The 19,786-nt window shown below is 67.5% G+C and carries 14 protein-coding genes and 1 pseudogene; 8 read left to right on the top strand and 7 right to left on the bottom strand.

Annotated features, from left to right (window positions below; translation table 11 throughout):
• Positions 1-36: 36 nt before the first annotated feature.
• A complete protein-coding gene (locus G6N19_RS04845) occupies positions 37-777 on the bottom strand; it encodes an SDR family NAD(P)-dependent oxidoreductase (protein ID WP_013827813.1) in 741 nt (246 codons plus the stop codon).
• A gap of 77 nt (positions 778-854) precedes the next feature.
• Here G6N19_RS04845 and G6N19_RS04840 point away from each other — a divergent pair, with 77 nt between their 5' ends.
• Together G6N19_RS04840 and G6N19_RS04835 are read left to right on the top strand one after the other, a co-directional pair.
• Positions 855-1,283, top strand: a complete 429-nt coding sequence (locus G6N19_RS04840; RefSeq protein WP_013827814.1) for an SRPBCC family protein — start codon at positions 855-857, stop codon at positions 1,281-1,283.
• A gap of 172 nt (positions 1,284-1,455) precedes the next feature.
• Positions 1,456-2,373, top strand: coding sequence for an acyl-ACP desaturase (locus G6N19_RS04835; protein WP_013827815.1), 918 nt, complete (start codon positions 1,456-1,458; stop codon positions 2,371-2,373).
• Between the two features lie 3 nt (positions 2,374-2,376).
• On the opposite strand, the gene G6N19_RS04830 is transcribed toward G6N19_RS04835, so the two are convergent.
• The 3 genes from G6N19_RS04830 to G6N19_RS04820 are packed head-to-tail and all read right to left on the bottom strand — an operon-like array spanning position 2,377 to position 5,491.
• Entirely contained in the window at positions 2,377-3,612 is a 1,236-nt protein-coding gene (locus G6N19_RS04830; protein WP_041317201.1) for an Nramp family divalent metal transporter, read from the bottom strand.
• Complete coding sequence (locus G6N19_RS04825; protein WP_083037299.1) at positions 3,612-4,688, bottom strand: NAD(P)H-dependent amine dehydrogenase family protein; 1,077 nt, start codon at positions 4,686-4,688, stop codon at positions 3,612-3,614. Before G6N19_RS04825 ends, G6N19_RS04830 begins: the two co-directional genes overlap by 1 nt.
• Positions 4,689-4,699: 11 nt before the next feature.
• On the bottom strand, positions 4,700-5,491 hold the full coding sequence (locus G6N19_RS04820) for an SDR family oxidoreductase (RefSeq protein ID WP_193465874.1): 792 nt from the start codon (positions 5,489-5,491) through the stop codon (positions 4,700-4,702).
• A gap of 122 nt (positions 5,492-5,613) precedes the next feature.
• Here G6N19_RS04820 and G6N19_RS04815 point away from each other — a divergent pair, with 122 nt between their 5' ends.
• The 4 genes from G6N19_RS04815 to G6N19_RS04800 all read left to right on the top strand — a co-directional run bounded on the left by G6N19_RS04815 (position 5,614) and on the right by G6N19_RS04800 (position 11,193).
• Positions 5,614-7,101: an HNH endonuclease signature motif containing protein gene (locus G6N19_RS04815; RefSeq protein WP_193465873.1), complete on the top strand. Its 1,488-nt coding sequence runs from the start codon at positions 5,614-5,616 to the stop codon at positions 7,099-7,101.
• A 103-nt stretch (positions 7,102-7,204) separates the two neighbouring features.
• Entirely contained in the window at positions 7,205-7,810 is a 606-nt protein-coding gene (locus tag G6N19_RS04810) for a TetR/AcrR family transcriptional regulator (protein WP_193465872.1), read from the top strand.
• Between the two features lie 111 nt (positions 7,811-7,921).
• On the top strand, positions 7,922-8,326 hold the full coding sequence (locus tag G6N19_RS04805; protein WP_408632462.1) for an MmpS family transport accessory protein: 405 nt from the start codon (positions 7,922-7,924) through the stop codon (positions 8,324-8,326).
• Positions 8,323-11,193, top strand: coding sequence for an MMPL/RND family transporter (locus G6N19_RS04800; protein WP_193465870.1), 2,871 nt, complete (start codon positions 8,323-8,325; stop codon positions 11,191-11,193). Before G6N19_RS04805 ends, G6N19_RS04800 begins: the two co-directional genes overlap by 4 nt.
• Here the strand turns inward: G6N19_RS04800 and ku are convergent.
• Positions 11,141-12,031, bottom strand: coding sequence for a non-homologous end joining protein Ku (gene ku, locus G6N19_RS04795; RefSeq protein WP_193465869.1), 891 nt, complete (start codon positions 12,029-12,031; stop codon positions 11,141-11,143). The genes G6N19_RS04800 and ku overlap by 53 nt on opposite strands.
• Before the next feature lie 62 nt (positions 12,032-12,093).
• On the opposite strand from ku, the gene G6N19_RS04790 reads away from it, so the two are divergent.
• Together G6N19_RS04790 and G6N19_RS04785 are read left to right on the top strand one after the other, a co-directional pair.
• Positions 12,094-14,370: an ATP-dependent DNA ligase gene (locus G6N19_RS04790; protein ID WP_193465868.1), complete on the top strand. Its 2,277-nt coding sequence runs from the start codon at positions 12,094-12,096 to the stop codon at positions 14,368-14,370.
• Between the two features lie 3 nt (positions 14,371-14,373).
• A pseudogene (locus G6N19_RS04785) lies at positions 14,374-15,321 on the top strand (fumarylacetoacetate hydrolase family protein); the annotation flags it as partial.
• Here the strand turns inward: G6N19_RS04785 and G6N19_RS04780 are convergent.
• Together G6N19_RS04780 and G6N19_RS04775 are read right to left on the bottom strand one after the other, a co-directional pair.
• On the bottom strand, positions 15,321-17,411 hold the full coding sequence (locus G6N19_RS04780) for a cellulase family glycosylhydrolase (protein WP_193465866.1): 2,091 nt from the start codon (positions 17,409-17,411) through the stop codon (positions 15,321-15,323). The pseudogene G6N19_RS04785 and the gene G6N19_RS04780 overlap by 1 nt on opposite strands.
• Before the next feature lie 180 nt (positions 17,412-17,591).
• Positions 17,592-19,676 carry a cellulase family glycosylhydrolase gene (locus tag G6N19_RS04775; RefSeq protein ID WP_193465865.1) on the bottom strand — a complete coding sequence of 695 codons (2,085 nt, stop codon included), beginning with the start codon at positions 19,674-19,676 and terminating at the stop codon, positions 17,592-17,594.
• Between the last annotated feature and the right edge of the window lie 110 nt (positions 19,677-19,786).

The raw sequence follows: 19,786 nt of genomic DNA, 5'->3' as shown, positions 1-19,786 counted from the left end.
GCACACTCGGCGAGGTAGCTGGCATACGCGACGTCGCTACCCGGCCGTTTTCCCGTTGTCGGTCATGTAGACCGCGCCGTGTACCGCGGCCGCGGCGTCGCTGGCCAAAAAGGCGATCACCTCGGCGACGTCACTCGGGGTGCTCATCCCGCGTGGCGAGGCCACCCGCATCACCAGGTTGACGTCGGCGCCCTCGGGAAGCTGGAAGTTCGTCACCTGCGGGGTCAGCATGCCGCCCGGGCACACGGCGTTGACCCGCAGCTTCTCCGCGGTGAACTCCACGGCCAACGCCCGGGTGAGCCCCACGAGGCCGTGCTTGGCCGCGCAGTAGCCCGCCGAGTAGGCCTGCCCCTCCACCCCGGCGATCGAGGCGACGTTGACGATATTGCCGGCCGTCTCCAGCAGGTGCGGCAGCGCTGCGCGACACAGAAAGAACGGCCCATTGAGGTTGACCGCCAGGTCGTGGGCCCAGTCACCGTCGGTGACCTCGAGGGTGTGGCGCATCTGGTGGGCTCCGGCGACGTTGACCAAGACGTCGAGCCGGCCGAACTGCTCGACGCACTGGCCTACCGCCGCCGTGCAGGCAGGCGCGGTGCTGATGTCGGTGCTGGCGAAGCGTCCACCGGGCACATCGGCGAACACCGCGGCCAGCCGTTCGGCATCGCGGGCGAGCCCGAACACCGATGCGCCGCGCCGCGCGAACAGCTGCGCCGCGGCCGCACCGAGCCCCGATGAGGCGCCGGTCACCAGTGCGACTTTGCCTGACAGATCGGTCATCCAGAATCCTCGCCTCAGCCTGTCGATATCCGGCGCAACCGTATAACGTCCACAACATTCGGGAAGGAGGCAGCGGCTTGCGCTACGCCCGCACCGTCGATATCGCCGCCCGGCCCGCCGACGTGTGGGCCGTCCTGGCCGATATCGAACGCTGGCCGGACTGGACGGCGTCGATGCGCGAGATCACCCGACTCGACTCCGGTCCACTGCGAGTGGGCAGCACAGCGCGCGTCCAGCAGCCCGCCGGCCGGCCGTTGGTCTTCACCATTACCGAACTGATAGACGAGCGGTCCTTCACCTGGACGGCATCGGCGGCGGGAATGCGGTCCACCGGCTACCACGAGCTGACACCGGCCGGTTCCGGTGTTCGGGCGGTCCTGACCTTCGCGCTGACCGGTCCGATGGCCTGGCTGGGCAAGTTGGCCGCGGCCGGACGCATCAGGCGATACGTCGATATGGAGGCCGACGGGCTCAAGCGGGAATCGGAGAATCGCGCCAACAGCTAGCGGCGACCGGTCGGAAGGCCGTCCGCGGTACGCCGAATGCGCCGAAAGCGCGAAATTCGGAGGTTGACATGTGCCAAGCTCCATGTTTACCGTGAATGCCGAACCTACGGAACCGTAGGTTCGGCCGGGGGGCCAATCGACTGCCCGCATGTCGATCCGGGATGGAGCAAACATGACGAACGTCCAGACGGCGCTACTGCACGAGCTGGAGCCGATTGTCGAGCAGAATCTCAACCGCCACCTCAAGGCCGCCAAGCCGTGGCTGCCCCACGACTACGTGCCGTGGAGCAAGGGGCGCGACTTCGCCTTCCTCGGGGGCGAGGACTGGGTTCCCGAAGACTCGCCGCTGGACCCGGTCGCCAAGGCCGCGCTGCTGGTCAACCTGCTGACCGAGGACAACCTGCCGTCCTATCACCGGGAGATCGCCACCCGCTTCGGCCGGGACGGCGCCTGGGGTTCCTGGGTCGGGCAGTGGACCGCCGAGGAGGGCCGCCACAGCATCGCGCTGCGCGACTACCTCGTCGTCACCCGGGGCATCGACCCGGTGAATCTCGAGAACATGCGGATGCAGCACACCATCGCCGGGTACGACTCCGGCGACAAGACCCCGCTGCAGGCGTTGGCGTACGTGTCGTTCCAGGAACTCGCCACCCGGGTGTCGCACCGCAACACCGGCAAGGCCTCGGGCTGCCCGATCGCCGACCAGTTGCTGGCCCGCGTCGCTCTGGACGAGAACCTGCACATGGTGTTCTATCGCAACCTGATGGACGCGGCCCTGGACATCGCGCCGGATGAGGCCATGTGCGCCATCCGCGACGAGGTGCTCGGCTTCTCGATGCCCGGCATGAACATGCCCGGCTTCCAGGAGAACGCCCTGCTTATCGCCAAGGCCGGCATCTACGACCTGCGCATCCACCACGACGACGTGGTGCAGCCGGTGCTGCGGTTCTGGAAGGTCTTCGAGCGCGACGGCTTCGGCCCCGACGGTGAGCAGGCCCGCGAACAGATCGACGGGTTCCTCAAGATGGTCGACGAGCGGGCCACGCACTACGAGGAGAAGGCCAAGGCACGCGAGAGCGTCTCCGCCTGACGCTCAGCCCGTCCCGGTGACGGTCAAGTAGATCAGCGCCATGTTGAGCACGCCGATCACGACCGTGACGGCCCACCCGAGCGCCGACGTCAGCCGCCGGTTCGCGTCCGCGCCCATCAGTGCGCGGTCGCTGGTGAGCCGGATCAGCGGGACCAGGGCGAACGGGATGCCGAACGAGAGCACCACCTGGGAGATCACCAGTGCCCGAGTGGGATCGATGCCCGCCGCCAGGATCACCAGCGCCGGGATCAACGTGACCAGGCGGCGCAGCAGCAGCGGCACCGACACCCGCAACAGGCCCTGCATGATCATCGCGCCGGCGTAGGCGCCCACCGACGTCGAGGCCAGGCCGGAGGCCAACAGCCCGACCGCGAAGAACAGCGCGACTGTCGGGCCGAGCGCATCGCGTACCGCGGCGTGCGCACCCTCGATCGAGTCGGTACCCTCGCGCCCGGCCAGGTTCGCGGCGGCCACCAACAGCATGGCCAGGTTCACCGCGCCGGCAAGCAGCATTGCCAGGCCGACATCCCAGCGGGTCACCCGGAGCATGCGCTGCCGCGCTCGCCCGGCTTCCGGGCGCCCGTGCCGGTCGCGGGCCAGGCCGGAGTGCAGATACACCGCATGCGGCATGACCGTGGCCCCCAGGATCGCGGTCGCCAACAGCACGCTCTCGGTTCCGTCGAAGCGGGGCACCAGGCCGCCGGCGACGTCGGTCACCGGCGGCGGACCGACCACCAGGCTGGCCAGGAACCCGATCGCGATGACGGCCAACAGCCCGCTGAAGACCTGCTCGAAGGCCCGCGGCCCACGCCGGTCGCCGACGACCAGCAAGGCCATCGACACCGCGCCGGTGATGATCCCGCCCAACATCAACGGCAGGCCGAAGATGAGGTGCAGGGCGATGGCGCCGCCCACCACCTCGGCGAGATCGGTTGCCATGGCGACCAACTCGGCCTGCAGCCAATACGCGATCCGCGTCGGGCGACGGGCAACACTTCCGACCGCCTCAGGCAGCGAGAGCCCGGTCACCAATCCCAGCTTGGCCGAGAGGTACTGCACCAGACCGGCCATCACGTTCGCCGTGACGATCACCCAGACCAGCAGGTACCCGAAGGTCGCACCGGCGCTGACGTTGGCTGCGACATTGCCCGGGTCGACATAGGCGATGGCGGCGACGAACGCCGGCCCGAGCAGATACCAGCCCGGCTGTCGCCGTACCGGCTTGCCCACGCGCGTCATCAAGGACGAGCGTAAAGCCCCCGTCCGGTGACCAGTGGCAGATCCAGGGTGGTCCGGATACCCGGCTCAGCGGCCACCACCGCCGGAACGGCGTTGACGACGCGCATGGCGGTGGCCACCAGCCCGGCGTGGTTGTGGTCGCCGTTGGGGCTGGACAGGCACAGGTCCAGCGCATAGGACGGCTCCCCGGTCACCTCGACGCGGTAGGACCCGCCGGGCTGGGCCGGTTGCGGCCACTCCGGGCACAGGTCGTCGCGCAGCCGGGTGACGTGCTCGAGGACGACCGCCGGATGACCGTCGACCATGCCGCGCACCTCGAATCGCAGCGCAGCCGCAGTGCCTTTTGTGATATCGCCGGCGGAGATGGTGAAGTCCTCCGGTGCGGGCACCCGCACGTGGGACTGCTCGACGGAGTCGAGTTCGAGGCCCAGACCGGCTGCCAGCTGGCGCACCACCGAACCCCACGCCAGACTGAGCACGCCCGGCTGCAGCAGCATCGGCACCTCGTCGATCGGCTGGCCGAACCCCATGACGTCGAACATGACGGCGGGGCTGTCATAGGTGGCGTAGTCGACGATCTCCATGCAGCGGATCTGCTGGATGCTCTGACATGTGCCCGCCAGCGCCAGCGGCAGCAGGTCGTTGGCGAAGCCCGGGTCGATGCCGTTGACGAACAGGCTCGCGTTGCCGGCCTTGGCGGCGTCTTCGAGCGGGGAGAGCATCTCGGCGGGCAGCACCTGCCACGGGTACTGCAGGAACACCGCGCTGCTGCCGGCCACGTTGATCCCGGCCGCCAGGATGCGCCGGAAGTCGTCCAGCGCCTCGACGAGCCGGTTGTCGGCCAGCGCGGTGTAGACCACGCAGTCGGGTTTGGCGTCGAGTATCTGCTGCAGGTCGGTGGTCGCGGACACCCCGGTCGGAGTGTCCAGGCCGGCCAGCTCGGCGGCGTCTTTGCCGGCCTTGGCGTCCGAGGACACCCACACCCCGGTCAGCTCGAATTCCGGGTTGGTGATCAGTGCTTTCAGGGCGTGGACACCGACATTGCCGGTGCCGATCTGGGCGACGCGAATGGGCATAGCGGTGTCCTCTACAGGTCGGGGATGGGCAGATCGAGGTTCGGGAACGTGATGCCCCCATCGACCTCGAGGATCTTGCCGGTGAGATAACTTCCCGCCGGCGAGGCCAAATAGACTGCGGCAGCGGCGATATCGGTCGGATCCCCGAGTCGGCGCATCGGGGTCACCTTCTCCATCGGTTCGCGGAGTTCGTCGTTGGACGCCACCACATCCAGCGCGGAAGTCAAGATCGATCCCGGTGCGATGCCGTTGACGCGGATCTTCGGGCACAGGTCCATGGCGGCCAGCCGGGTGTAGTGGGCCAGCGCGGCCTTGGCGGTTCCGTAGGCGGCGAATCCACGCCCGGCCAGCCGCCCCATCGTCGAGGTGATATTGATGACCGAGCCGCCGCCGGCGTGTTCCAGCATCAGCGGCGCGGCGGCGGTGGTCAGCGCGTGCGCGGTGACGACGTTGAAGGTCAGCGCGTCCTTGAGGTCTTTGGCCGAGGTGGTCAGCAACATGTTGGGCATGGTGCCGCCGACATTATTGACGACGATGTCGAGCCTGCCGAAGGCGTCGACGGCCTCAGCTGCCAGCTTGGCGGTCTCTTCGGGGTGGGCCAGGTCGGCGGCGACGATGTGGGCGCGACGCCCGGTGCTTTCGACCTGTTCGGCGACGGCCTCTAGTTGGGATCGGGTACGCGCGGCGATGACGACGTCAGCGCCGGCTTCGGCGAACGCTACGGCGATCGCCGCGCCTAGGCCACGGCCGGCGCCGGTGACGACGGCGACCGAGTTATCGAGTCGGAATCTATCGAGGATCACGTAGGCACGCTAACAAGGATCGGCCGGGAGCTGAACCCCTTTTCTGAAACACGTTCTAATTTAGGCCCGGGCTGCCCGGGCGCTGCATGCACATGTCGGCCGATTCGGGTACAATCGAACACATGTTCGAGGACATTTTGCCGGAGCCGGCGTCGTTAGCCGAGGCTGACGACGCCGCGTTGGTGGCTGCCATCTCGGGGTGGGCCCGGGCCGAGTCGGCTGCGGCGGCGCGTCGGCTGGCCGCGGTCGGTGAGTTGGTGGCGCGGCGTACCCGGGGGACGGACGCGGTGAACCGGTCGCGCTGGTCTTGTGATTACTGGGATGCTGCAGCCTCCGAGGTTGCTGCTGCCGAGCAGATCAGCCACGGTATGGCGTCCTCGCAGATGTATTTGGCCTCCGCCTTGCGGGAGCGGCTGCCGAGGGTGGCCGCGCTGTTTCTTGACGGGGCGATCAACTCCCGAGTGGTGGCCACGATCGTCTGGCGCACTGCCTTGATCACCGACCCCTACCTACTGGACGCCGTCGACACCGAGCTGGCCGCGATCGCCACCGGCCTGGGGCCGCTGTCCGCGGCCAAAACCGCTGCCGCCATCGACGCCCTGATCGACCGGTATGACCCCGAGGCCATCCGGCGCCAGGAGCGAGACGCCCGGGGCCGCGAAATCGTTGTCGACACCCGCAACGGCGAAAACGGCACCACCGCCCTGTGGGGCCGGCTGTTCAGCACCGACGCCGCCGCACTCGACCGGCGCCTGACCCAGTTGGCCCACACCGTCTGCGACGACGACCCCCGCACCCTGGCTCAGCGCCGCGCCGATGCCCTCGGCGCCTTGGCCGCCGGAGCTGACAGCCTCGCCTGCGCCTGTGGCAACACCGATTGCCCGACCAGCGGTGGCACCGATGCCCGGGCAGCCAACGTCACGGTCTATGTCCTTGCCGAACAGGCCGCCCTGGACACCGCGACCGATCCGGGATTCGGCAACGGCGACCAACCGCCACCCGCCCCGGCTCCCAAAACCCAAGCCCGTCCGGCACGCGCGGGGGCCATCATCGGCGGCGGCACGGTACCCGCGCCGCTGCTGGCCCAGCTGATCAACGGCGGCGCCACCGTCAAACCACTCCGGCACCCGGAGGGTCTGCCTGCCGAGCCGCACTATCGGCCGTCTGTGGCCCTGGCCGCTTTCGTCCGGGCCCGCGACCTCACCTGCCGGTTCCCCGGCTGTGACCGGCCCGCCAGCTACTGCGACGTCGACCATGCCATCGCGTATCCGTTCGGCCCGACCCATCCAGCCAATCTGCGTTGTCTATGCCGAAAACATCACCTGCTCAAGACTTTCTGGACCGGCCCTGGTGGTTGGCACGATATCCAGCACCCCGATGGCACCGTGGAGTGGACCAGCCCCACCGGCCACACCTACACCACCCGACCGGGCAGCAGATTGCTCTTCCCGATGCTGTGCATGCCCAGCGGCGCGCCACCGGCAACAACGTCACCGGCATTACCAACCGCGGTCCGCGGCCTGATGATGCCCACCCGCAAGCGCACCCGAATCCAAGGCCGCGTCCACCGCATCAATGCCGAACGCGCTCTCAACAAAGCGCCGCCCTGACATCGATGAACAGGTGAACTCACGCTGGCGGTGCCACACTCCCGCCGCCTATCCGGCGATATCGACGGCGAGCTGAAACCCTCGTTGGAATCGGCGGCGCTCTATGGTTGATGCCGTGAGCCAGAACCTCGACGTTGCCGGCACCTCAACCTGGTCGCCGCGTGAAGTCGAACTGCTGGAAGTCACGCTGCAGCTATTGCAGGAGAACGGCTACGACCGGTTGACGGTTGACGCGGTCGCGGCCACCGCGCGGGCGAGTAAGGCCACGGTGTACCGGCGTTGGCCATCGAAGGCCGAGTTGGTTTTGGCCGCCTTCACCGAGGGCGTCCGCCAGGTCGCCGTACCGCCCGACACCGGCAGCCTGCGTGGCGATCTGTTGCGGCTCGGTGAGCTGGTCTGTGAGCAGACCACGCAGCACGCGGGCACCATCCGCGCGGTCCTGGTCGAGGTGTCGCGCAACCCCGCGCTCAACGACGCGATGCAGCGCCAGTTCATCGATCAGCGCAAAGCGCTGATGCTCCACATCCTGGGGCAGGCCGTCGACCGCGGTGAGATCGATGCCGCCGCCATAAATGACGACCTGTGGGATGTGCTGCCCGGATACCTCATCTTCCGGTCCCTGGTCTCGGGGCGGGCGGCCACGGCGCGCACCGTGGCGAATCTTGTTGACCAGGTGGTCCTTCCGGGCCTCACTCGCGGCACCCGCTGACGCCTGCCATCGCAAAATCACCGGTGTCGCACTATTGAGCTGTACGGTTCCGTACCGTACGTTTGGTCGGTGCGCAGACCGTCGTTATTTTCGCTGGTCCGGCGTGGGTGGATGGTTATCGTCGCCGTGGTGGTGGTTGCCGCCGCCGCGTTCGGAATCTCGCGGCTGCACGGCATCTTCGGTTCGGAGGACACCACCTCGACCAGCAGGGATTCCGCCGACGAGATCGTCCCGTTCAACCCCAAGAACGTCGTCTACGAGGTCTTCGGCGCCCCGGGTGCCACCGCCACCATCAACTACCTCGACGTCGACGCCGCACCGCAGCAAGTCATCGACGCTCCGCTGCCCTGGCGTTACCAGGCGACGACGACTGAGCCGGCGATCATCGGAGACCTGCGGGCGCAGGGGAACGGCGACTTGCTGGGCTGCCGAATCGTCGTCGACGGCGAGCTCAAAGACGAAAGGATCGTCAACGCCGTGAGCGCCTACACCTTCTGCCTGGACAAGTCCGGATGAGCGAGCAGCACGAGCAGCGACCTTTCTGGCCGCGCAACATCCGCCGCTTCGCGGTGCCGATCATCCTGTTCTGGGTGGCGCTGGCCGCCGTGACCAACAGCCTCGTTCCGCAGTTGGAGGTGGTGGCCGAAGCCCACAACGTGGGGATGAGCTCCCCGGACGCGCCGTCGTATCAAGCGGCGAAGCGCATCGGAAAAGTGTTCCAGCAGTACGACACCGACAGCGCGGCGATGATCGTCATCGAAGGCGACCAGCCACTCGGCGACGAGGCGCACCGGTTCTACGACACCCTGGTCGCCGAACTGGAGCGCGACACCGAACACGTTCAGCACGTCCAAAGCTTCTGGGGCGATCCGCTGACGGCCGCCGGCTCCCAGAGCAACGACGGCAAAGCAGCACTGACCCAAGTGTTTCTGGCCGGCAGCCAGGGCGAGACGCTGGCCAACGAGTCCGTCGCCGCCGTCCGCGACATCGTCGAGGGCGTCCCAGCGCCGCCCGGGGTCCGCGCCTACGTGACCGGTGCCGCGCCACTGGTCGCCGACCAGTTCTCGGTCGGCAGCGAGGGCACCAACAAGGTCACGGCGATCACCTTTCTGGTGATCGCGATCATGCTGTTCGCCGTCTACCGCTCGGTCGCCACCACCGTGCTGGCGCTGCTCACCGTGGCCATCGAAATGGCAGCGGCACGCGGATTCGTCGCGTTCCTCGGGTATCACGAAGTCATCGGATTATCAACGTACTCAACAAATCTGCTGACCCTGCTGGCGATTGCCGCGGGAACCGACTACGCGATCTTCATCATCAGCCGCTACCAGGAGGCGCGCGCGGCCGGCGAAGATCCCGAAACCGCGTTCTACACCATGTACCGCGGTACCGCGCACGTCGTGATCGGCTCGGGCCTGACCATCTCCGGTGCCGTGTACTGCCTGAGCTTCACCCGGCTGCCGTACTTTCACACCCTGGGGCTGCCCGCCGCCATCGGCATCTTCGTGGCGCTGATCGCCGCGCTGACCCTGACCTCGGCCGTGCTCACCGTGGGCAGTCGGTTCGGCCGGTTCGAACCCACCCGGGCGATGCGGACCCGCGGCTGGCGGCGGATCGGCGCCGCCATCGTCCGGTGGCCCGGGCCCATCCTGGTGGTCGCCTGCGCCGTCGCCCTGATCGGTCTGCTCGCCCTGCCGGGCTACAAGACCAGCTACGACGCCCGGGAATACATGCCGGACCGCGCCCCGGCCAACATCGGCTATGCGGCCGCGGAACGCCACTTCTCCCAGGCCAGGCTCAACCCGGAACTACTGATGATCGAATCGGACCACGACCTGCGCAACCCGGCATCGTTCCTGGTGTTGGAGCGGGTCGCCAAGGCTGTGTTCCACACCCCGGGCATCGCCAAGGTGCAATCGATAACGCGGCCGTTGGGCACTCCGCTCAAGCACACGTCGATACCGTTTGCGGTCGGCCAGGGCAACGTCGCCCAGACCCAGAACCTCAAGTATCAGATGGACCGGGCGGCTGATCTGCTCAAGCAGGCGGCCGAAGCGGAGAAGTCGATTCAGACCTTGCAGCAGCAGTACGCGCTGCAGCAGCAGGCCGCCGACGCCACCCACGCCCAAACCCAGGGCTTTCACGACACCGTCGCCCTCACCAACGACCTGCGCGACCAGATCGCGAACTTCGACGACTTCTTCCGGCCGATCCGCAGCTACTTCTACTGGGAACCGCACTGCTTCGACATCCCGGCGTGCGCGGCGCTGCGCTCCGTCTTCGACCTGCAGGACGGCATCGACAAGCTTGCCGAGAAGCTCCAACAGCTCACGTCAGCCTTGGACCAGCTGGACGCGCTGCAACCGCAGTTGGTGGAGTTGATCCCGTCTCAGATCGAAAGCCAGCAGGTCAACCGAGATCTGGCATTGAACAACTATGCCACCAACTCCGGGATCAGCGACCAGTCCGCGGCCGCGAACGACGACCCGGCCGCCATGGGCCGGGCCTTCGACGACGCCAAGAACGACGACTCCTTCTATCTGCCGCCCGAGGCATTCACCAACCCTGAGTTCAAGCGCGGGATGAAGCTGTTCTTGTCTCCGGATGGCAAAGCGGCGCAGCTGATCATCACCCACGAGGGCGACCCGGCCACCCCGGAAGGCATCTCGCACATCGACAAGATCCGCGACGCCGCGAAGGAGGCCGTCAAGGGCACTCCGCTGCAGGGCTCGCACATCTATCTGGCGGGCACGGCCTCGACCTACAAGGACATCGCCGACGCCGCGAAGTACGACCTGCTGATCGCCGGAATCGCCGCGCTGAGCCTGATCCTGCTGATCATGATGATCATCACCCGCAGTCTGGTCGCCGCAATCGTCATCGTCGGCACGGTCGCCCTGTCGCTGGGCGCCTCTTTCGGGCTGTCGGTGCTGGTGTGGCAGTACCTGTTCGGCATCCACCTGTACTGGATCGTGCTGGCGCTGGCCGTCATCCTGCTGCTGGCGGTCGGCTCGGACTACAACCTGCTGCTGATCTCACGATTCAAAGAGGAGATCGACGCCGGCTTGAACACCGGCATCATCCGCGCGATGGGCGGAACCGGGTCGGTGGTGACCGCCGCCGGACTGGTGTTCGCCGCCACCATGGCGTCGTTCATCTTCAGTGACCTGCGGATTCTCGGCCAGATCGGCACCACCATCGCGCTGGGCCTGCTGTTCGACACCTTGATCGTGCGGTCATTCATGACGCCGAGCATCGCCGCGCTGCTCGGGCGCTGGTTCTGGTGGCCGCAACGGGTGCGCGCGCGGCCCGCGGCGTCGGCCGACGCGGCTACTTTGCCGCGGCCTTCTTGGTCGGCGCCTTCTTCGCCGGAGTCTTCTTAGCGGCCGCCTTCTTGGCCGGCGCTTTTTTGGCGGGCTCCTTGTTGGCCGCCGAGCGCTTCTTCACGCTGGCCTCGAGCTTGGCCAGCAGATCGGAGACGTCTTCGGTGGCGTCGAGTTCGGCGGGCCGCTCCTCGGGAGTGAACGCCTCGTCGCCTTCAAGTTTGGCAGCGATCAACTCGTGCAACTGCTCCTGATACGTGTCGTGGTAGCGGTCGGGATCGAAGTCGTCGGCCATCGACTCGACCACTTGCCCGGCCATCTTCAGCTCGGCGGGCTTGATCTCAACCTTGGTGTCCAGGGCGGGGAAGTCGGGGTCGCGAATCTCATCCGGCCACAACAGCGTGTGCACCATCATCACGTCACGCTTGGAGAAGTCTTTGACCCGCAGCGCCGCCAGTCGGGTCTTGTTGCGCAGCGTGAAATGTACAATCGCCACCCGGTCGGTATCGGCCAGTGTCTTGGCCAACAGCACATACGATTTGATCGATTTTGTCGCCGGCTCCAGAAAGTAGGAGCGGTCGAACAGCATCGGGTCCAGGTCACCGGCCGGGACGAACTCGAGCACCGCGATCTCGTGATCGCGCTCCTCGGGAAGATTCGCGAGGTCGTCGTCGGTGATCACCACCATCCGGCCGTCGTCGGACTCGTATGCCCGCGCGATGTCGGCGTAGTCGACGACTTCACCGCATTCCTCGCACACCCTCCGGTAGCGGATCCGGCCGTTGTCCTTGGCGTGTACCTGACGGAACTTGATGTCGTGGTCCTCGGTGGCGCTGTACACCTTCACCGGGACGTTGACTAGACCGAATGCGATCGAACCCTTCCAGATGGAACGCATGAGGCAAGTATGCCCACCCGAACGTGCCCGAAACCGGCTTTATCGCGACGTAGGTTGGCAGCATGGCTGCACAGCCGTTCCAGACCCGGGTGAAGTTGACCAACGCCGACAAGGTGCTCTACCCGGCCACGGGCACCACCAAGGCGCAGGTCTACGACTACTACACGCGTATCGCGGAGGTGATGCTGCCGCACATCGCGGGACGGCCGGTGACCCGCAAACGTTGGCCCAACGGCGTGGCACAGGACTCCTTCTTCGAAAAGCAGCTCGCCTCCTCGGCGCCGGCCTGGCTGCCCCGCGCCGAGGTGCAGCACCGCTCCGGTATCACCGCCTATCCGATCATCGAGGACCTCGACGGCCTGGCCTGGATCGCCCAGCAGGCCGCACTGGAAGTCCACGTGCCGCAGTGGCGTTTCGAGGCTGAATGGACGGGCGGCGGCCGGGTGCTCAAGCCGGGCCAGGCAAGTCGTCTGGTGTTCGACCTGGACCCCGGGGAGGGGGTGTCGATGAGCCAGCTGGCCCAGGTGGCGCGCGCGATCCGCGACCTGATGTCCGAGCTGGACCTGGACACATTCCCCGTAACCAGCGGTAGCAAGGGGGTGCACGTCTACGCCGCACTGGAGCGCCCGGTCACCAGTGCCGGCGCGGTCACGGTGGCCAAACGCGTTGCGCAGCAACTCGAGAGCGCCATGCCGAAGCTGGTGACCGCGACCATGGCCAAAAAGCTGCGGGCAGGGAAGGTTTTCGTGGACTGGAGCCAGAACAACGCCTCGAAGACCACCATCGCGCCGTATTCGCTGCGGGGCCGGGCCCACCCGACGGTGGCCGCCCCGCGCACCTGGGCGGAGCTGGATGACCCAGACCTGCGGCAGCTGCGCTTTGACGAGGTGCTGGAGCGCGTTGAGCACGACGGCGATCTGTTGGCCGGCCTGGATGGACCCCTGGAAGGTCAAGATCGACTTGCGGTGTACCGGGCCAAGCGTGACGCGGGCCGCACGCCCGAACCGGTGCCGGCCGCGGCGCCGGCGGCAGATGAGGGCAACAGTTTCGTTATCCAGGAGCATCATGCCCGCCGGCTGCACTACGACTTCCGGCTGGAGCGCGACGGGGTGTTGGTGAGTTGGGCAGTGCCCAAGAACCTGCCGACGACGACGTCGGTCAACCATCTGGCGGTGCGCACCGAGGACCATCCGCTGGAGTACGGCGGCTTCGAGGGCACCATCCCCAAGGGTGAGTACGGCGCCGGCACGGTTCGTATCTGGGATTCGGGCAGCTACGTGACCGAGAAGTGGCAGGACACGTCCGAAAAGGGGGAGGTGATCGTCGTGTTGCGCGGCGATCGGATCTCGGGCCGCTACGCGCTGATCCGGACCGGCGGAGATCAGTGGCTGGCGCACCGGATGAAGGATCAGCAGACGTTCGCGTTCACCGACCTGGCCCCCATGCTGGCCACCCACGGTTCGGTGAGTGGGCTGGACCCGAAAGTCTGGGCCTTCGAAGGCAAGTGGGACGGCTACCGACTGCTGGTCGAGGCCGACCGCGGCCGGGTCCGGTTGCGGGCACGCAGCGGGCGCGACGTGACCGGCGAATACCCGCAGCTGCAGACACTGGCCGCAGAGCTCACCGAGCACCACGTCGTGTTGGACGGCGAAGTCGTCGCACTCGATGCCGCCGGCGTGCCCAGTTTTGCGGCGATGCAGAACAGCGCCCGCTCCACCCGCGTGGAGTTCTGGGCCTTCGACCTGCTCTACCTCGACGGGCGTCCTTTGCTGCGCGCGGCCTACCGGGACCGCCGCCGGCTGCTGGCAACGCTTGCCCAGGGAACCGGCTTGGTGGTCAAAGACCTGCTGGCCGCCGGCGGCGCCGAGGCACTCGAGCAGTCTCGCCGGCTTGGCTGGGAAGGGGTGATCGCCAAGAAGTGGGACTCGCCCTACCAGCCGGGGCGCCGCTCACCGGCGTGGGTCAAGGACAAGCATTGGCGGACCCAGGAGGTGGTGATCGGCGGCTGGCGCGCCGGCGAGGGTGCTCGGGGCGGGGGGATCGGGTCGCTGTTGATGGGGATTCCCGAGGGCGACGGTCTGCGGTTCGTGGGCCGGGTGGGCACCGGCTTCACCGAGCGCGCACTGGCAGCGCTGAAGAAAAAGCTGACGCCCACCGATAAATCGCCCTTCGATGCGCCGCTGCCTCGCGCTGATGCCAAGGGCGTTACCTTCGTTCGACCGACCCTGGTGGGGGAGGTGCGCTACAGCGAGCGGACCGGCGACGGTCGGCTGCGGCAACCGAGCTGGCGTGGTCTGCGGCCCGACAAGACGCCCGACGACGTGGTGAGCGAGGATTGACCGGTGCGGTGGGTGACCTATCGAAGCGACGACGGCGAACGTAGCGGGGTGCTGCACGGCGAGGTGATCCACGCCGCGGCGCCCGGCACGACGCTGCTGGAGTTGATCCGGCTGGGACCGGACGGCCTGCGTGAGGCCGGCGAGCGCGCGCTGGAAGCGCCCTTGGCGACGCCGCGACTCGACCAGGTGACGCTGATGGCGCCGATCCCGCGGCCGCCGTCGATCCGCGACAGCCTGTGCTTTTTGGACCACATGCGCAACTGCCGGGCCGCGACCGGCCGCAGCCGCGAACTCGAGGACGCCTGGTATCGGATACCCGCGTTCTACTTCGCGTGCCCGTCAACGGTTCTGGGGCCCTATGACGACGCGCCGACGGCACCCGGCAGTGTCTGCCAGGATTTCGAACTGGAGGTCGCGGCGGTCATCGGAACACCCGGGGCCGACCTGTCGGTGGTCGAAGCCGAGCAGGCCATCATCGGCTACACCATCTTCAACGACTGGTCGGCCCGCGATCTGCAGGCCGCCGAGGGCGTGCTGGCGATCGGGCAGGGTAAGGGCAAGGACAGCGGCGTCACGCTGGGGCCGTATCTGGTCACCCCCGACGAGCTCGAACCCTACCGCCGCAACGGCAAACTCAGCCTGCATGCCACCGCGATCGTCAACGACGTGATCATCGGCATCGGGTCCACCGAGGCCATGGACTGGAGCTTCGGCGAGATCATCAGCTACGCCTCGCGCGGGGTGCCGCTGACGCCCGGCGACGTCTTCGGGTCCGGTACCGTCCCCACCTGTACGCTGCTCGAACACCTGGATCCCACTCTGCCGCAACCGTTCCCGGGATGGCTGCGCGACGGTGACGTGGTGACCCTACAGGTACAGGGTCTCGGCGAAGTACGCCAGACCGTGCGCGCCAGCGCTCCGCCGCTGCCGCTGCCGGAGCGTCGCCGGCCCTAACCTCCTGCGGGCCTCACGGTCACGGTCACCGTCGACGCGCCGGCGTCCGAGTTGATGGTCAGCACCGGGGCGTTCGGGCCGGAGGTGAAGTGTCCGCCGGTCACGTCAACGGTGTAGCCGCTCGGGTACTGGCTGGGTGGCACCGAGATGGTGGTCTGTGAGCCGGCGTCGAAGCTGCCGGTGCCGTCGGCCTGGTCGGTGGAGTAGCTGAACGTGAAGACGCCGTTGTCGAACGACCAGGAGATGGGGATGCCCGAGATCACCTGCGGGTAGGGCTGGGCCAGCAGGTCGAGTTTGTCCCAGTTGACGTTGTCGCCGACCGGGGGCTTGCTCGGGTCGTAGACCAGCGCCTGATCCTCCGGCGAGATACTGGTGATGTCCCGGCCACTGTAGGCCCATTCGGACCAGCCGAACAGATACTTGTTGGACCCCTGCAGGCTCGCCTCGATGGCGCCGAGGTTGTTGGTGGCGCCGAACTCGCTGAGCCACCCCGGGATGTTGTGCTCCTGCATGTAGTCCTGCGCGTAGCCGAACACGATGTCGGCGTTCCAGTCGCAGCCGAAGCTGGTGCCCGGGAATAATGCGGTCGTGAGGCAGTAGTGGTGGAATGAGAAGGCCGAGTTGGGGTCGTCCACCGTGCCCAGGTGCGTCGGAATCGGCGTGCTGCCGAAGAGGGTGTTCGGCTCGAAGAACACCGTCTTGTTCGGGTCGACCGATCGGATGGCCGCGTCGATCTGGTTGTAGAACGGGGTCAGCTGCTGGGCGTCGAAGTACTGGTTGCCCAAGATGCTCCCCAGCCAGTGCGTGCCCGCCCAGGGCTCGTTCATGATGTCGTAGCCGGCGACGTTGGAATTGCCCTTGAAGTAGTCCGCGACGGCCTGCCACATCAGCGCGTAGTGGTTCTGCAGACCGATCCCATCGGAGGCCTTGGTGTTGGCCCAGAACGCATCCCAGGCGTAATTCTGAGCCGGGCTCAGGGGATAGGTGGCCGGGAAACCCAGACCGAAGTGGGGTAGCCCGCCGTTGAAGGTCGCCCAGTCCGGAGCGCCCTCGCCGCCGAACTCCTCGTTGTACAGGTCCTGGTGCATGTCGAGGATGGCGACGATGTTGTGCCGCGCCAGAATCTCGACGGTCTCCTCGATCGACGCCAGGTAGTCGTAGTCGATGACGCCCGGCTCCGGTTCCACCCCGGCCCAGATGAGGCCCAGGCGCACCGAATTGAAGCCGTTGGCGGCCAGGAACGCGGCGTCGTCGTCGCTGAAGCCGTCGCCGGACGGCGTATACGGCGAGACCTTGTAGACCTGGTTGAGACCGTGCCAGATGACGACCTGGCCATCGCCATTGGTGAACCAGCCGTTGGACACCTCGACCGGCGGGGCGACCGTTCCGGTGATGCCGCCCGGCAAAGCGCCGAACTGGCCGACCGAGCCGTGCTCGCCGGCCCACAGTCCGGCGGTGCCGCCGACCCCGCCGAGGGCCGGTAGCCCGGCCGCGGTGGGGCCGTCGCCGGCATCACCGCCGTGACCGCCGTTGCCCCACAGCCAGCCGCCGGCCCCGCCGTCACCGCCGGCGGCCCCGGCCCCGCCGGTCCCGCCGTCACCGCCGTCGCCGAAGATCCCGGCGGCGCCGCCGCTGCCGCCTGCGACGCCGTCGGTGGTGCTGTTCCAGCCGGCGCCGCCGTCGCCGAACAGCCAGCCGCCGTCGCCGCCGTCGGGGTTGTCCTGGGTGCCGTCGATGCCGTTGCCGATGACCGTCGAGCCGAACAGCGTGTTGATGACGCCGTTGACCTGGCTGCCCAGGTCGCTGTCGATCCACTTCTGGGTGGCGTCATGCAGCAGGGCGTAGAAGTCGAAGCCCACCGCCGGACCCGGCTCGGCCAGCGCGGCCAGCGCAGCGTCCCAGTGCTCGGTGGACAGGAACGACTCCCACGCCGTCGCGTCGAACACGGCCTCACCGTCAAAGGCGCCCGCAGTGGTCACAAACGGGTCGAACAGCACATCCATCATGTCGTCGAGGTCGGCCTGCGCCGGCACGGCCGGGACGGTCAAGGCCAGGAACGCGGCGACCCCGACAACCTTGCTGCCCACAGATTTGCTGCGACGACGAGTCATCTCGACGGACCCTTCTCGTGGACGTGCACGGATGCTGAGTTGTGACTGAGAAGGTAAACGAGTTACTTACGCCGCGCAAGCTCGCCTCGGCGCAGCGCGGCATTCACTTGTTTTGCAGGTGTTTCCGTGTGATCGGCGGCGACCCGCGGTGGCCCGTCAGGGCTTCGCCGTCACCGTCACCGTCACGCTGGTCGCGCCGGAAGCTGAGCTGATGGTCAGCACCGAGGCGTTCGCGGCGGAGGTGACCGTTCCGCCGGTCACGTTAACGGTGTAGCCGTTGGGGTACTGGCTGGGTGGCACGGAGATGGTGGTCTGCGAGCCCGCGTCGAAGCTGCCGGTGCCGTCGGCGCGGTCGGTGGAGTACGCGAACGACAGCACGCCGTTGTTGAACGACAGCGAGGTCGGGGTGCCGGAGATCTCTTGCGGGTAGGGCTGGGCCAGCAGGTCGAGTTTGTCCCAGTTGACGTTGTCGCCGATCGGGGGCTGGCTCGGGTCGTAGACCAGCGCCTGATCGATCGGGGACGTACTGGTGATGTCGTTGCCGGTGTAGGCCCACTCGGTCCACCCGAACAGGTACCGGTTGGCCGCCTGCAGGCTCGCGCCGATGGTCGGCAGGTTGTCGGTGGCACCGAACTCGCTGAGGAACGCCGGGATGTTGTGCTCCTGCGCGTAGTCCATCGCGTTGGCGAACACCACGTCGGCATTCCAGTCGCAGCCGAAGCTGAGATCGGCGAACAGCGCATTGACCATGCAGTAGTGGTGGAACGAGAAGGCGGTGTTCGGGTCGTCCACCGTACCCAGATGCGTCGGCACCGGCAGGCTGGCCTCGAGGGTCGTCGGTCCGAAGAACACCGTCTTGTTCGGGTCGACGGATCGAATGGCCTCGGTCAACTGGTTGTAGAACGGGGTCAGCTGCTGGGTATCGAAATACGGGTTGCCCAACAGGCTTCCGAGCCAGTGCGAGCCGGCCCACGGCTCGTTGATGATCTCGTAGCCGGCCACGTTCTCATTGCCCTTGAAGTAGTCGGCGACCGCCTGCCACATCAGCGCGTAGTGGTTCTGCAGACCGATCCCGTCGGCAGGGGTGTTGGCCCAGAACGCATCCCAGGCGTGGTTCTGCGCCGGGCTGACGAAGTAACTGAACGGGAAGCCCACATCGAAGTTGGGCAGGCCGCCGGTGAAGGTGGCCCACTCCGGGGCGCCGTCGCCGCCGAAGGCGCCACCGTAAAGGTCTTGGTGCATGTCGAGGATCGCCACGATGTTGTGGTCGGCCAGGATCTGCACGGTGTTCTCGATCGAGGCCAGGTATTCGTAGTCGATGACACCGGGCTCGGGTTGCACACCGGCCCAGATCACGCCGAGGCGCACCACGTTGAAGCCGTTGGCGGCCAGGAAGGCGGCGTCCTCGTCGTCGAACCCGCCCGCGGACGGCTCATACGGCGGAATCTTGTAGACCTGGTTGAGTCCGCGCAGCATGACGACCTGGCCATCGCCATTGGTGAACCAGCCGTTGGACACCTCCACCGGCGGGGCGACCGTTCCGGTGATGCCGCCCGGCAAAGCGCCGAACTGGCCGACCGAGCCGTGCTCGCCGGCCCACAGTCCGGCGGTGCCGCCGACCCCGCCGAGGGCCGGTAGCCCGGCCGCGGTGGGGCCGTCGCCGGCATCGCCGCCGTGACCGCCGTTGCCCCACAGCCAGCCGCCGGCCCCGCCGTCACCGCCGGCGGCCCCGGCACCCCCGGCCCCGCCATCGCCGCCGTCGCCGAAGATCCCAGCGGCGCCGCCGCTGCCGCCTGCGACCCCGTCGGTGGTGCTGGCCCAGCCGGCGCCGCCGTCGCCGAACAGCCAGCCGCCGTCGCCACCGTCGGGGTTGTCCTGGGTGCCGTCGATGCCGTTGCCGATGACCGTCGAGCCGAACAGCGTGTTGATGACGCCGTTGACCTGGCTGCCCAGGTCGCTGTCGATCCACTTCTGGGTGGCGTCATGCAGCAGGGCGTAGAAGTCGAAGCCCACCGCCGGACCCGGCTCGGCCAGCGCGGCCAGCGCAGCGTCCCAGTGCTCGGTGGACAGGAACGACTCCCACGCCGTCGCGTCGAACACGGCCTCACCGTCAAAGGCGCCCGCAGTGGTCACAAACGGGTCGAACAGCACATCCATCATGTCGTCGAGGTCGGCCTGCGCCGGCGCGGCCGGGACGGTCAAGGCCAGGAACGCGGCGACCCCGACAACCTTGCTACCCACAACCTTGCTGCGACGACGAGCCATCTCGGCAGACCCTTCCCAGGACGCGCTCTGTTTCTGAGGCGCGTCTGAGAAGGGTAGACGAGTTACTTATGGCGCGGAAGGGTCCC

It is taken from the genome of Mycobacterium novum (genome assembly GCF_010726505.1).
GTDB lineage: Bacteria > Actinomycetota > Actinomycetes > Mycobacteriales > Mycobacteriaceae > Mycobacterium > Mycobacterium algericum.
Note: the sequence above shows the minus strand (reverse complement) of the source record. Positions and strands in the feature narration are given on the sequence as shown.

Bases quoted from the DNA above. Each gene is read 5' to 3' on its own strand.
- G6N19_RS04845 (WP_013827813.1), bottom strand. From the start codon at position 777: ATGACCGATCTGTCAGGCAAAGTCGCACTGGTGACCGGCGCCTCATCG.
- G6N19_RS04835 (WP_013827815.1), top strand. From the start codon at position 1,456: ATGACGAACGTCCAGACGGCGCTACTGCACGAGCTGGAGCCGATTGTC.
- G6N19_RS04830 (WP_041317201.1), bottom strand. From the start codon at position 3,612: ATGACGCGCGTGGGCAAGCCGGTACGGCGACAGCCGGGCTGGTATCTG.
- G6N19_RS04825 (WP_083037299.1), bottom strand. From the start codon at position 4,688: ATGCCCATTCGCGTCGCCCAGATCGGCACCGGCAATGTCGGTGTCCAC.
- G6N19_RS04815 (WP_193465873.1), top strand. From the start codon at position 5,614: ATGTTCGAGGACATTTTGCCGGAGCCGGCGTCGTTAGCCGAGGCTGAC.
- G6N19_RS04810 (WP_193465872.1), top strand. From the start codon at position 7,205: ATGGTTGATGCCGTGAGCCAGAACCTCGACGTTGCCGGCACCTCAACC.
- G6N19_RS04805 (WP_408632462.1), top strand. From the start codon at position 7,922: ATGGTTATCGTCGCCGTGGTGGTGGTTGCCGCCGCCGCGTTCGGAATC.
- G6N19_RS04800 (WP_193465870.1), top strand. From the start codon at position 8,323: ATGAGCGAGCAGCACGAGCAGCGACCTTTCTGGCCGCGCAACATCCGC.
- ku (WP_193465869.1), bottom strand. From the start codon at position 12,031: ATGCGTTCCATCTGGAAGGGTTCGATCGCATTCGGTCTAGTCAACGTC.
- G6N19_RS04790 (WP_193465868.1), top strand. From the start codon at position 12,094: ATGGCTGCACAGCCGTTCCAGACCCGGGTGAAGTTGACCAACGCCGAC.